This window comes from Haladaptatus sp. AB643, from assembly GCF_024136975.1.
Classification (GTDB): Archaea; Halobacteriota; Halobacteria; order Halobacteriales; family Haladaptataceae; genus Haladaptatus.
Window position 1 is genome coordinate 42,305 of record NZ_JAMYJW010000014.1, and the last position, 13,900, is coordinate 56,204.

The following is a 13,900-nucleotide window of genomic DNA, read 5'->3' on the forward strand; positions in this document are numbered from 1 at the left end:
GTAGCAGTTGCTTGGCAATTAACTTTATTGATGATATTTTGGATCGTATTTCAATCCTTCAAACGCCCCAAATCGGCAAATGAGGACAGTAACCTAACTGGTTTGGGATCGTCTTTTTTCAAAATAACGACGTACCAACTACTATTCTCGGGGCACATACGCCATGAAAGACACACACGTAGAAGCCGGGAAGGCGATACAGCAGCAAACCGGGAAGACGTTTCACCTCGCGACTCGGTTACTGCCCGAGCGAGTGCGCCATCCGACCTACGTGTTGTATGGCTTCTTCCGGATCTGTGACGAAGTGGTGGACGACGCTGCCGACGTTCCACCTGAAGAACAGGCGAAGCGACTGGAGTCGCTTCGAAACCAAGCGCTCGGGTCGAAACCGCCCGACGACCCCGTGCTGGAGGCGTTCAACGACCTCCGCGAGTCGCACGGAATCGCGGACGAGGAAGTGGCCGTCTTCATCGACGCGATGGCCGCCGACATCGAGAAATCGCGCTACGAGAACTACGAGGAGTTGGAGGAGTACATGCGCGGGTCGGCCGCCGCCGTCGGCCAGATGATGACCTCGGTGATGAACCCGGCTAACCCCGACCGGGCGCGACCGCACGCCACCGCGCTCGGCGAGGCGTTCCAACTCACGAACTTCCTGCGGGACGTGCGCGAGGACGTCGAAGACCGGAACCGGATTTACCTGCCACGGACGACGCGGGAACGCCACGGCGTCACGGACGAGCAGATCGGACGACTCGAATTCACCGACGGGTTCGCGGCCGTCATGCACGACGAACTCCGCCGCGCGGAGGCGCTGTATCGGGAGGGCGTCGCTGGCATCCAGTATCTCCCCGAGGATTGCCAGTTCGCCGTGTTGCTCGCGGCCGTGCTGTACGCCGAGTACCATCGCGTGATTCGAGCGCAGGGCTACGACGTTCTCTCCCGGGAACCGTCGTTCGGGACCACCAGAAAACTCGTGTTGCTCGCCAAGACTCGCTGGCACTGGCGAAAGACGGGCGACCCGGAAACCGTCTTCCGCGCCGTGAGTCCGGTCGGAACGCCCGAGCATCGAGGGTCGGACGTGGAGCGCCGGGATACGCTTCCGACGCGGTAACGACGACGTTCAGTCGTCGGAACGCGCTTCGTCCGGTCGCCCCCCGTCAGATTCGCTCGCGAAGTCCGGCAACTCCGGAACGGCAGTCGTATCGTGTGAACCGGTCGGCGGGAGGTTGACCGCCGCTGCGGGGGAGCCGTCGAGATCGGTTTTCGTGTTCAACGCCGTCATCTCGCCGTCGGCTTCGCGGGCGTCCTGGTCGATTCGCATCGAACAGAACTCCACGCCACACATCGAGCAGAAGCGAGCGTCCTTGTAGTTGTCCCCGGGGAGCGTCTGGTCGTGATACGACATCGCGCGTTCGGAATCGAGCGCGAGGTCGAACTGGCGTCGCCAGTCGAACTCGTAGCGGGCCTCCGAGAGGGCGTCGTCCCAGTCCCGCGCGCCGGGCAACCCGTTCGCCACGTCCCCGGCGTGAGCAGCGATACGGTAGGCCGCGAGTCCGTCCCGAACGTCCTCTTCGTCCGGAAGCCCGAGGTGTTCTTTCGGAGTCACGTAACAGAGCATGGCCGCACCGGCGCGGGCCGCTTCGGTCGCGCCGATGGAACTCGTGATGTGGTCGTAGCCGGGCGCGATGTCGGTGACGAGCGGCCCGAGGACGTAGAACGGCGCACCGTCACAGACCTCCTGCTGGCGTTCGACGTTCATCGCTATCTTGTCCATCGGAACGTGGCCCGGTCCCTCGACCATTACTTGGACCCCGTGGTCCTGTGCGACCCCCGTCAGTTCGCCGAGCGTGTCCAACTCGGCGAACTGCGCGTCGTCGCAGGCGTCGGCCAGACACCCCGGACGGAGACTGTCCCCGAGGCTGAACGTCACGTCGTGTTCGGCGAATATCTCGCAGATCTCCTCGAATTTTACGTACAGCGGGTTCTGCATCCCGTTTTCCTCCATCCACTGTGCGAGAAGCGAGCCGCCTCGGGAGACGATGCCCGTCTTTCGCCCGTCCGTGAGCGGCAGGTGTTCCATCAGGATGCCCGCGTGAATCGTCATGTAATCGACGCCCTGCTCGGCCTGTTTCCGGATGACGTCAAGGAGCAGTTCGTGCGTGAGGTCCGCAACGTCATCGACGCGCGTGACGGCTCCGTAGAGGGGAACCGTGCCGACAGGAATCGGGGAGTACCGGACGTTCGTCTCCCGTATCTCGTCGAGGTTTCCGCCGGTACTCAGATCCATCACGGTGTCCGCCCCGTAGTGAACCGCCGTGTGCAGTTTCCGGAGTTCGCCTTCGAGACCGCTCGTCGTCTCGCTGTTGCCGATGTTCGCGTTGACCTTCGTCGCGAACTCGCGGCCGATTATCATCGGGTCGAGCGCGTCGTGGTCGTGATTGGCCGGAATGACCGCCTGCCCGTCCGCGACCTGTTCGCGGACGAACTCGGCGTCCCTGTTCTCCCGCTCCGCGACCCGCTCCATCGCCGCGGTTATCTCCCCGGCGCGAGCGCGTTGGAGTTGTGTTTTCGGCATCGATTACTAGGTCATATTACTCGGTGATAACTCTTGCCGATGACGACGGGCACCAACGTTGACGGCGATTCGGCACGAAGCGGGGGTATGCACGTCGCAGTCCTCGACGAACCCGGTTCGTTCGTCGTCGAAGAGCGAGAGAGACCGAACCCAAGTCCCGACGAGGTGGTCGTGAAGATAGGCGAGGTCGGCATCTGCGGGTCCGACGTTCACTACTACGAACACGGCCGAATCGGCGACTACGTGGTCGAATCGCCGCTCGTCCTCGGGCACGAGAGCGCGGGCGAAGTCGTCGCCGTCGGTGAGAATGCCGAGGGTGATTTCGGCGTCGGCGACAGGGTGACGCTCGAACCCGGCGTCCCCTGTCGGCGCTGTGCCCACTGCAAGCGCGGCGAGTACAACCTCTGTCCCGACGTGACGTTCATGGCGACCCCGCCCGACGACGGCGCGTTCGCGGAGTTCGTCGCGTGGCCCGCCGACTTCACCTATCGGCTTCCGGACGACGTTTCGACCCGAGAGGGTGCACTCTGTGAACCGCTCAGCGTCGGGATTCATGCTGCTCGACGCGGAAACGTCGACGTCGGCGACTCCGTGCTCGTTACCGGGTGTGGACCCATCGGTCTATTGGCGATGGAAGCCGCGAACGCGGCCGGGGCGACCGAGGTGTTCATCTCGGACGTCGTCCCCGAAAAACTCGCGCTGGCCGAGTCGCGGGGCGCGGATGCGACCATCGACGTGAGCGAGGAGGACCTCGGCGAAGCGGTCTCCCGACTCACGGACGGCGAGGGCGTGGACGTGGTCATCGAAGCCTCCGGCGCAACCCCGGCGATTCGAACCACCATCGATGCGGTGCGGCGGGGTGGGACCATCGTCCTCATCGGCCTTTCACAGGACGACGAAATCCCGCTCGCCACGGGCGACATCATCGACAACGAACTCGACGTTCGCGGGTCGTTCCGCTACCGGAACACGTACCCTGCGGCCATTCAGTTGCTGGCGGACGGCGCGGTCGACGTCGAAGGTATCGTGGATTTCGAGATGGAACTGTCGGATGTCGGCGAGGCGTTCGAGCGAGCGAAGGCGTTAGGAACCGTGAAAGGAATGATTTCGATTTCCGACTAGCGCGTCCTGAAAACCGGCCGGAGGAGTAGATTTTTTCGAAGTACAACGTCCAATGTCTGTGAAGTTAGGACATGGTCAGCGACAACACGATTCTAAGAGACGCTTTACCGTGGTAATCTCTGTCGAAATTTTTACTCGCTAATGAGTAAACCTTATCAACGTCAGTCCGCTACGGTGCGTTGATGAACGAAACGAGCAACAAAACGAGCACAGAGGAGGTCGAACGATAATGTGGCAAGACATCGTTTTCCTGTGCGGGAGCGTCTTTTCGCTTCTCGTCCTCGTGCCGACCCTCCGCGATTCCATGGCGAACGTACCGCTCGGAACGTCCCTTCCATCGGCCATTATCGGTATCATCTACGGGACTGCGTTCCTCACGCTCGGTATGCAACTCTCCGCTGGCGGGTCGCTTCTCACGGGAATCATGTGGAGTCTCATCGCGTTCCTTCGGTCGCCGAATCCGCTCTCCGATTCCGAGCCAGAAACGCACGCCGGATATTCTACCCCGCAACACGCGGACTGAAGTCGCGAAAACACGCGGACCGACACAACGAACGACGAAAGCCGAAACGGCAATTCTCGATTTTTGTCGACCGAAACCACGACGACGAGCGGTCGCGCTGGCCACAACCAACACGACCACCGATCATCGTCCGCAACCGCCGATTACCGTCCGCAACCGCCGATTACCGTCCGCAGCGACTCGTTTTCCGATTTTGCCAGGTGAGCCTCATTCGTCGACCGGCAACGAGCGGTTCGCGAGCGTCATCAGGTCGCCATCGTCGGCGGTGAACGGCCGCAACAGGACGCTGAACTGCGTCGATGTCGCCTGAACCTGATACTCGTCGTACGGTTCGACGGGCGTCCCGCCGACGCCCGTCACCGCGTCGTCCAGATTGAACGCCACGCTGTCGGCTTCTTCGAGTTCGTACTGGTGGCCCGCCTCGGCCAAGTTCGAGAACCGGTTCGTGCTCACGTTCATCGATCCATCGGTCGCGACGCCGAGCAGGCCCGCGCCGTCGTCGTTCGCGAGCGCGGCCCAGCGCGTTTCGGCCTTGTTGCCGTTGTCCGTCGGCGGAACGTACGGGACGTACTGCTCCTCGACCGTTCCGGAGTACCGCCCGATGTCGGCACCCCAGCGGCGGTCGGGATACGTCTCGACGGAACCTCGGCCGTACCACTCGAACGTGTCGAGCGACGTCGGCGTCCGTAGTTGGACGCCCATCTTCGGCAGGTAGTCCGTGACGGTCGCTTTCAGTTGGTCGTTCGGCGTGGCCGCGACGTTCATCACCACGTCGCCGCTTCCGAACACGTGGTAGCTGTAGGTCGTCTCGAATCCGTGACCCCTGGGGCTGGACTGGGAGTCGTAGAACTCGTCGAAGCCGTACCACAGTACGGCGTCGTCCGACGGCGAGTCGGGTTGTGATGCGACCTCGTCGGCCGACAGCGCGCGGTCGTACACACGCACCGAATCGACCGTCGTGGCCGTGGCGCGCTCGCCGTGCTCCGAGTTGTGCGCGACTTGGAGCGGTTCGTCGGTTCCATTGACCGACGAGGCATCGTGCGTTCGGGAGGCAAAGAGTTCGCCGTCAAGATACAGACGGAGTTCGTCCGTATCGCAAACCCCGGTGAGCGTGTGCCAGCCATCGCTCAGGTCGCTCGGAATCGTGTCGTTGACGGCGACCCACGTCTCGTCGTAGATGAAAAACGAGAACTGGTCGTCGTTCACCTTGAGCGCGTACTGGTGGTCACCCTTGGCGACGAGCGGGTGGTCACCACCGGTCTCGACTCCGTCGAACGTGATGCTGACGGTGAAGCCCGGACTCGTGAAGTCGAGCGCTTCGGGTGAACCAGCATCGACGTAGTCGTCGCTGTCGAGTTGCACCGCCGACCCGCTCCTTCCGGAGACGATTTCCGGATCGCCCACGAGCGTGCCGTCGCTTCCGGTCGCGCTCGCATCGGGCGTCTTCCGGACCGTCGTCGGCGGCGCGCCTTGGACGAAGCCGTCCACGTCGATTCGGACGTGTGGATCGGAAACCCGCTCGACGGACACGTCGTCCACGAGCTGCGTGAGATGATCCAATCCCGCCGCGTACCAGCTTGACGCCTGCTCGCTTCCCCAGCCCTGAACCTCGTTCATGATCGGGGCGCGCCACGCGTTGAACTGCGGGCCGCGGTCCACGACGTCCGTCCCGCCGTAGTTCATCGCCGAGAAGGTTCCGGCGTCCGTGTCCAGCGCGTACTCGAACCCGTCACCGGAGACGGTAACGGCGTCGTCCGCCGTCGAGACGTCGAGCGCCGGAAGGTCGCCCTCGGCGACCGTCGGCGTGTCCGGAACGTCGAACGGGATTTCGAGTTGGTCGCGGGCCACGTCGTGGCCCGCGTCGGCGTAGGCGGTCGGTTCGCGGAGAGAGAACGAGACGTTGAGTCGGTACGCCGCGCCAGCATCGAGGTGGCGCGGTTCCTCGAACGGGATTCGAACCCGTCGGGTTTCGTCGGGATCCAAATCGAGGTCCAGACGGCCCGAATCGAGAACCCTGTCGTCCTCCACGAGTTGCCACTTCCCGCGCACCGCGCGCATGTCGGTGAACGCGAAGTGGTTGGTGACGTACACCTCCCCGTCGGTCAGTTCGGCGGTCGGCGCGACTTTGACGGGTTGGTGGCTGTGTTTCAACTGCGGCACGTCGGGTTGGACGCTCCGGTCGGCCCAGACGAGGCCGTCGAGACAGAACGGGTTGTCGTCGTAGAACGTGTATTCGACCTCCTCGCCGTCGACCGTTTTCGTGCGCGTGACGGCCTGGTCCTCCCACGCCCAGACGAACCCTCCTTGGAGGCTCTCGTCCCTGAGCAGTGCGGCGAACGTGTAGCCCAGAACGGGGTCCGTGGTGTCGCCCGATACCTCGTCGGCCGACAGCGGACGGTCGAAGACGCGAACCGAATCGAGCGTTATCGTTCCGCCGTGGCCGTGACCGTGGTTCCCGCGGTGGTCGTGGTCGTCGTGGTCACGACCCCATTCGTCACGATTGCCACGATGGTGTCCGTCGTGGTCGCCGTGATGACCGCCGCCGTGGTGATGACGGCCATCGTGATGATGCCCACGGTGATGGTGGCCGCCGTGGTGGTTTCCGTCGCTTTCGCTTCCGATGACGAGCGCCCCGTCGCCTCCCGGCAGTCGCCCGCCGTCGTGGTCGGTGGCTGCCAGGCGCTCACCGTCGAGGTAGAGGGCCAACTCGTCGGAGTCGCCGGTTGCGACGAGGGTGTGCCAGCCATCGCTCGCGTCCCTGGGAAGGCGGGCAGTGACGGAGTCCCGCCCCTCGCCGTGAACACTGAAGGTGAGTTTCCGCCCGCGGTCGAGGGTGAGCGCGTACTCGTCGTCCTTCGAGACGAGCGTCCGTTCGGTTCGGGAATCGACCCCGCTCAGTGTCAGCGCGAGCGTGAATCCGTCCTCGAAGTCGAGCGCCGGGGACGTTTCGACTTCGATGGAGTCGTCGTCGTCCAGCGTAATCGCGCCGCCGTCCTCCCCGATTCCTATCGTGGGCGTGCCGACCAGCACGCCGTCGTTGTCGTTGCCGGTTTCGTCGCTGGCCGTTCTGACCGGCGGTTGGATGTGTTCGGACCACATCGCGTGGACGAGGCCCAAACTGTTGCCCATCGCGTGGTTGTACTCGCCCATCACGACGGGACGTTTGCCGTCGCCGATGCTGGAGCCATCCGCGACGGAGAGCAGACTGTCCACGTCCGGGTAGCGCGGACCGAGCATGTCGCTGTACTCGACGTTCCACCCGCCGCCGTTCGGTTGGTGGTACATGAGACGGTCGGGCGCGAGTCCGTACACCGGGCCGTCGTAGGATTCGACGGCGCTGACGCCAGCGACGTCGCTGGTGTCCTCGGGGAGGTACTCCTTGGAATCCATGGCGAGCGCGGCCATGTTGAGGTGTTCGTTCCCCGTTCCGGCCTCGTTGCCCGTGGACCACGCGAAGATGGAGGCGTGGTTGCGGTCCCGGAGCACCATCCGTCGGAAGCGCTCGACCATCGCGTCGTGGTAGGCCTCGGTGTTCGCCGCCAAGCCCTGCCACCAGTGCGTTTCGACGTCCACCTCGTCGGCGACGTAGATACCGTACTCGTCGGCGAGTCGGTAGAACGTCGGGTCGTTCGGGTAGTGGGAATTCCTGATGGCGTCGATGTTGTTCCGCTTCATCAACGTCAGGTCTGTCTTCAGCGTCTCCAGTCGCACCGCACGTCCGGTTTTCGGGTCGCCCTCGGGCCGGTTGACGCCTCGAATGTTGACCGGCCTGCCGTTGACGAGCACCTGCGCGCCGGGCTTTCCGCGCGTGGTTTCGTACGTTCTGAATCCGATCTTGTCGGTCATCGCCTCGGTCGTCCGGCCGTGGCGAACGAGTTCGAGACCGACCGTGTAGAGGTTCGGGTGTTCGGCGGACCACTGCTCGGGTTTTCTGACGTCCGTTTCGAGCGTTACCGTCCCGCCGTCCGAATCGACGCGAACGCCGTCCCATAGCGATCTGACACGCCGCCCGTCGGGGTCGAAGAGGTGCGCCCTGACGGCGTATCGTCCCGCCGGGTCCTCGTCGTAGTTCGCGATCTCGGCGTCGATCCGGAGCTGTCCGTCCTCGTAGTCGTCGTCGAGTCCGGAGCGGACGTAGAAGTCCCGGAGGTGCACTTTCGGGGTGGCAAAGAGGTAGACGCTCCGATGGATGCCGGAGAATCGGAACATGTCATTGGTCTCCATCGCCTCCCCGTCCGAGAACCGGTACGCTTGGACGGTGACGGTGTGGTCGCTTCCCGCCGAAACGTACTCGGTGATATCGAACTCGCCCGGCGTCATCGACCCCTCGTGGAAGCCGACGTACTGGTCGTCCACCCAGACGAAGTACGCCTGTTTCACCGCCGCGAAGTGCAGGAACACCTCGCGTCCGTCCCAGTTCGACGGCACGGAAACCGACCGTCGATACGTTCCGGTCGGATTGGTATCGGGAATCTCGATATCGTATCGCGGATCGAGGTTGCCGTCGAGTGCGGGGTCGTAGCCCTCCCACGTGATGGAGTTGTTCAGGTAGATGAGTTGGTCGTACCCCTGCGTCTGCCAGTTACCCGGTACGTCGACCTTCTCCCAGTCCGTCACGCCGTCGTAACTCTCCGGCCTACTTGCCGGATGCGTGTAAAACCTGAAATCCCACTTTCCGTCCAGTAGTTCGACGTACTCGGATTCGGCGAACCGCTCTTCGAGTTTCGTGAACGGTTCGTCGGCGTCCATCGCCGCACGGACCGACCCGAACGGCACCGCCGCGGTGGCGTGTGTCGGTTCGGTCCCTTGTTCGAACAGTCCGGGGTCCGCGATGTAGTCGGCCAGGTTCCCGACTCGTCCGGGGCCGGACGCCGTCTCCGGGGCGAGCGTCGAATCCGCCGCCGCGATCCCGATCGCGCCGTTCGACGCCGTCGCAGCGGCGAACGTCGCGACTCCGGTCGCTTGTAAAAACTCACGCCGTGACGTGCCTATCTTCGATGTCTGTTCCATCCGTCGTTCCTCGATTTTCTCACTCATTGATGCCTTCACCGCGATTGTCATGGGAAATCATGACACACGGAGTACATAGCAACATCATTCGTGAAACAATAAATTTACTCGTTGAGGAAATATAAAATTCTCTCGAATAACGTAATTTAACGGGAATATTTTGGAGGACGAGAGTCCGGAGAAAATTCGGCGTCCGTGCAACTCCTACGACTGGAACAGCGTCGTATCGACGGCGACGGGTTTCGGGCCGAGCGCGAACGTCTTCCACGCCTTCTGGACGAGCGGCGTTTGCGGCGCGACCGAAAACGCCGCCCGCGCGAGCGGTTTCTCCAACCACGGCGGAACGGAATCGGCGTGCCGGACGTACCACGAGATGGCCCGCTCGCCGCGCCGCTGGAGGGAGATCACCTCCTCGATCGCGGGCCGTCGAATCGACTCGAACCGACGAAGTCGCTCGGCCGGTATCGGCGCGTCGTCCGCTTCGAGCGCGTGGACGAGCGTCGAATGAGCGACGGCGGCGTCCTGAATCGCGAGTCCATTCCCCTGTCCGCCGACCGGCGACGCGACGTGCGCCGCGTCGCCGAGCAGGAGGAGACCGTCATCCACCCATTTCTCGGTGAGGCCGGGTTCGATGTGAAGGAGAGAGCATTGGTCGAAACCCTCCAAATATCGGGCGATGGTCGGGTCCACCGTCGCGATCTTTCGCCGAAAGGCATCGATGCCGCGCTTTCTGATGTCCGGGTACGTCCCTTTCTCGATGAACCACCCGGCCTGTGCGTCCTCGGACCCCAGTCCGAAGTAGAGCAGGATCCCGTTTCGGTCGATTCGCCCCTGTGCGGCGGTGTCCACGGCATCCGCCGGAAGCTTGAACCACAGCAACTCGATGGACGAGTCGAACAGGCCGGGGTCGAGTCCGGCCGCCTTCCGGACCGTCGAGAACCGACCGTCCGCGCCGACGACGAGTCGGCTTCGGAATTCCAGGTCTTCGTCGTGCTCGCGGTCGGTCGCCGTCACGCCGACGACCTGCCCGCCCTCACGAACGAGGTCGGTGACGCCGGTCGAGTGACGAAATTCGAAGTTCTCGAACTCGTCGGCCCGGTCGATGAGCAGGCGAAGCAACGCCGGTTGCTCCATCAGCAGGCCGTAGTCGTACGGTTTCGGCAGACGCGAGAGGTCCACGAACTCGTATGACCGCTCGAAGACGGTTATCTCCGGCCGTTGCACCTCGTCGTGGTCGAGCGCCAACACGTCGTCCAACACGCCCATCTCCGCGAACAACTTCACCGCGAGCGGTTGGAAGAAGTAGCCCCGAAACTCGCGGTCGAGGTCCGCGTGGCGTTCCAGCAGAACCACCTCGACGCCGCTTCTGGCGAGCAGATAGCTCAACACGCAACCGCCCGGTCCGGCACCGACGACCACGACGCTCGTTTCCTCGGTCGTGATGGAATCGTCGGGCTCTTCGGCGTCGGTGTCGGCGTCGGGCATCTCGTTTACTCCTCGTCGCTCCCTTCACCGTCGAGAAGCGCGCCCACGTCGGCGTGGTCGTGGAGCAGTTCGCCCATCCGCTCGACCGTCTCCTCGTTTCGAGTGCGTCCGCTCCGAATCACGTCCTCGGCGCGGTCGATGGTCGTCAGCGTGTCGGCCTGCACGAGCATGATCGGAACGCCCTTCTCCTCCGCCTTGCCGATGACGGCACCCGGCGGACGGAATCCGCCCGTCAGGATGAGACACTTCACGCCGGGCGCTTCGAGCGCGACGGTTTGCAAGTCGGGACGGTCGCCGCCCGTCACGAGGGCGGCGTCACGCGTCCGGCGGAGGTAACGAAGCGCCTTGTCGCCGCTCATCGCGCCGACGAGGAACCGTTCGACGAACTCGTCGGTGTCCGCCCGCGTGAGCACCTCGGCGTTGAGTTCCTCGGCGAGGTCGCCGACCGTGATTCCGGCAAGGTCCTGCTGGCGCGGGACGACGCCGAGCACCGAAATTCCCCTCCCTTCGAGGAACGGGACGACGTCCGTATCGAGCGGGTCGAAGTTCGTATTCGACACCGCGTTGAACAGCACACCCGCGAGTCGGTCGCCGATGTCGTCCACGGCGGCGAGCAACTCGTCCACGTCGGCCGGTGTTTCGTAGCCGGAGAGGAGGAGAACCTCCGCGTCGAGCAGTTCCGCGACTTCCGGATCGGTGAGACCGACGATGCCGCCGGTCGTGAGGTCGCCGCCGCCTTCGACGATCATCACGTCGTGGCCCTCGGCTATCGAGTCGAAGTTCGTTCGAATCTCCTCGCGGAGTTCGTCCGGCGATTCGCGGCCGCGAATCGCCCCCTCGATGAACGTCGGCGAGTAGACGACGGGTTCCATCTCGTGTACCTCGGCGTCGAGGCCGAGCAGTTCGCGGGCCAGCATCGGGTCCTCGTCCAGCGTCTTGCCGACGTTGCTCTGGAGGCGGGTCCCCTTCGGTTTCATGTAGCCCACCGACAGCCCGCGTTCCTGTGCGAGTCGTGCCAGCGCGAGGGCGACGGCGGTCTTGCCTGTACTTTCTTCGGTTGCGGTGACGAGTATCGTGTTCATAGTTCGTCCGTATCCACGGTCAGTCGAATGTCGATCGCTCGCGCGCCGTCCGGGGTGGCGACGAGTGGATTCACGTCCAGTTCCAGAATCGCGGGGAAGTCGGTCACGAGTTGCGAGAGCCGTTGCACGCACTCGACGACGGCGTCGATGTCGGCCGGTTCGCGTCCCCGCGCACCCCTCAGGAGCGGTGCGGCCTCGATGTCGTTCACCATCTCGCTCGCCTCGCGCTCGCTGATCGGCGCGACGCGGAAGGTGGTGTCCTCGATTATCTCCACGAAGATGCCGCCCAGTCCGAACAGCAACAACGGACCGAACTGCGGGTCGCGGTTCATCCCGATGATGGTTTCGGTCCCCGAATCGAGGTCAACCATCGCCTGCACCTGCACGCCGAGAATCGTCGCGTCGGGTTGGTAGTTTCTGGCCCGTGTCACGAGGTCCTCGTAGGCGTCCTCCACCTCGTCGTCCGCGACGCCGACTTTCACCCCGCCGATGTCGGATTTGTGCAGGATGTCGGGACTGACTATCTTCATCACGACGTCCCCCTCGATGTCCATCGCGGCAGTTGCGGCCTCCCCCGGCGAATCCGCGATGACGCCTTCGGGCGTCGGGATGCCGTACGCGTCGAGCAACCCCATCGCCTCCACGCCGAGGCGGTTGTCGCCGCGTTCCTTCGCCCGAAGGAGAATCTCCTCGGCGCGTTCTCGGTTCACGTCGAAGGTCGTCGGTGCCTCGTACTCGCGCTCGCTGATGTCGCGGTACGTGGTGAGCGCGTCCAGACTCCGGACCGCGCGGGCCGGGTCGAAGTAGTTCGGAATCCCGCCCTCGTGGAGGACGTCCGCCGCGGCTTCCGTCCGTTCGCCGCCCATCAGCGCCGCAGCGACCGGCTTGCCGTGTTTCTCCTGCAGTTCGACGGTGACCTCGGCGAGTTCGCCGTAGTCGATGACGGCCGTCGGCGCGGCGAGCACGACCGCAGTCCCGACGTTCTCGTCGCCGAGCGCGATGTCGATGGCCTCGCGGAAGCGGTCGAGACCGGCGTCACCGATGGCGTCGATCGGGTTGTAGATGTTCGCCTCCTCGGGTAACGCCTCGGCGAGCGCATCCAGTGTTTCATCCGTGAACGACGCCAGCGAGAGGGTCGAATCGCCCACCGCGTCGGTGGTCATCACCCCCGGTCCGCCCGCGTTCGTGATGATCGCCACGTCATCCCGTTCGGGCAGGGGCTGGCCCGCCAGAATCTGGGAGAAGTCGAACAGCCCTTGGACCGAATCGACCCGCAGGACGCCCGCCTGTTCGAGTCCGGCCTCGTACGCCCGGTCGCTCCCGGCCAGCGTGCCGGTGTGCGAGGAGACGGCCTGCGCCCCGGCGTCGGTGCGCCCGGATTTCACCATCACGATCGGAGTAGTTTGGGTGACCTCGCGGGCCGTTTCGATGAACGTCGCACCGTCCTCGACGCCTTCGAGGTAACCCAGTATCACGTCCGTTTCAGGGTCCTCGCCCCACGCGCGGATGAAGTCCGTCTCGCTCAGCACGGCCTTGTTGCCGAGCGACACCACGTCCTTGAAGCCGAGTCCCTCGTCGTTGGCCCAGTCGAGAACCGCCGTGATGAACGCCCCCGACTGGCTCATGAAGGACATCGACCCCGTGAGCGCGTTCTCCGGGCCGAACGTCGCGTTCATGCCGACCGGCGTGCTCATCACCCCGAGGCTGTTCGGGCCGACGAGGTTCAGGTCGTATTCGTCCGCAATCTCCTGTAACTCGCGCTCCCGCGACGCTCCCTCGCTCCCGGTTTCGCCGAACCCGGCGGTGATGACCACGACGTTTTTGATTCCGGCTTCGCCCGCCCCGCGAACCACATCCACCGCGACGTGCGGCGGGACGACCACGACCGCGAGGTCGATGTCCGGCGCGGACGCGAGGTCCGGGTAGCAGTCCAGTCCGAACACCGAATCGTAGTTCGGATTCACGGGCACCGTCTCGCCGTCGAACTCGTCGCGGAGGTTGGTCACGATTGCGCGACCGATGGAGCCCTCGCTCTCGGTGGCTCCCACGACGGCGACACGAGACGGCGCGAAAAGGTCTGTGAGTACGGTATCACCCATC

Annotated in this window: 8 protein-coding genes; 3 read left to right on the forward strand and 5 right to left on the reverse strand. The window is 64.1% G+C overall.

What is annotated here, in order from left to right; translation table 11 throughout:
* Nucleotides 1–163 precede the first annotated feature (163 nt).
* On the forward strand, nucleotides 164–1,114 hold the full coding sequence (locus NKF25_RS21260) for a phytoene/squalene synthase family protein (RefSeq protein WP_253228642.1): 951 nt from the start codon (nucleotides 164–166) through the stop codon (nucleotides 1,112–1,114).
* Nucleotides 1,115–1,123: 9 nt separating this feature from the next.
* On the opposite strand, the gene thiC is transcribed toward NKF25_RS21260, so the two are convergent.
* Nucleotides 1,124–2,578 (reverse strand): phosphomethylpyrimidine synthase ThiC, encoded by a 1,455-nt coding sequence (thiC, locus tag NKF25_RS21265; protein WP_253228643.1) that lies wholly within the window; start codon nucleotides 2,576–2,578, stop codon nucleotides 1,124–1,126.
* 87 nt (nucleotides 2,579–2,665) lie between these two features.
* Here thiC and NKF25_RS21270 point away from each other — a divergent pair, with 87 nt between their 5' ends.
* Both NKF25_RS21270 and NKF25_RS21275 read left to right on the forward strand, forming a co-directional pair.
* Nucleotides 2,666–3,700 (forward strand): NAD(P)-dependent alcohol dehydrogenase, encoded by a 1,035-nt coding sequence (locus NKF25_RS21270; protein WP_253228644.1) that lies wholly within the window; start codon nucleotides 2,666–2,668, stop codon nucleotides 3,698–3,700.
* Between the two features lie 229 nt (nucleotides 3,701–3,929).
* Nucleotides 3,930–4,223, forward strand: a complete 294-nt coding sequence (locus NKF25_RS21275) for a hypothetical protein (RefSeq protein WP_066138334.1) — start codon at nucleotides 3,930–3,932, stop codon at nucleotides 4,221–4,223.
* Between the two features lie 207 nt (nucleotides 4,224–4,430).
* On the opposite strand, the gene NKF25_RS21280 is transcribed toward NKF25_RS21275, so the two are convergent.
* From NKF25_RS21280 to NKF25_RS21295, 4 genes are all read right to left on the reverse strand, one after another.
* Entirely contained in the window at nucleotides 4,431–9,260 is a 4,830-nt protein-coding gene (locus tag NKF25_RS21280; RefSeq protein ID WP_253228645.1) for a glycoside hydrolase family 2 TIM barrel-domain containing protein, read from the reverse strand.
* 177 nt (nucleotides 9,261–9,437) lie between these two features.
* Nucleotides 9,438–10,718, reverse strand: coding sequence for an FAD-dependent monooxygenase (locus NKF25_RS21285; protein WP_253228646.1), 1,281 nt, complete (start codon nucleotides 10,716–10,718; stop codon nucleotides 9,438–9,440).
* A gap of 5 nt (nucleotides 10,719–10,723) precedes the next feature.
* Entirely contained in the window at nucleotides 10,724–11,800 is a 1,077-nt protein-coding gene (locus NKF25_RS21290) for a phosphotransacetylase family protein (RefSeq protein WP_253228647.1), read from the reverse strand.
* Nucleotides 11,797–13,899, reverse strand: a complete 2,103-nt coding sequence (locus tag NKF25_RS21295; protein ID WP_253228648.1) for an acetate--CoA ligase — start codon at nucleotides 13,897–13,899, stop codon at nucleotides 11,797–11,799. The genes NKF25_RS21290 and NKF25_RS21295 overlap by 4 nt, the downstream gene beginning before the upstream one ends.
* Between the last annotated feature and the right edge of the window lies 1 nt (nucleotide 13,900).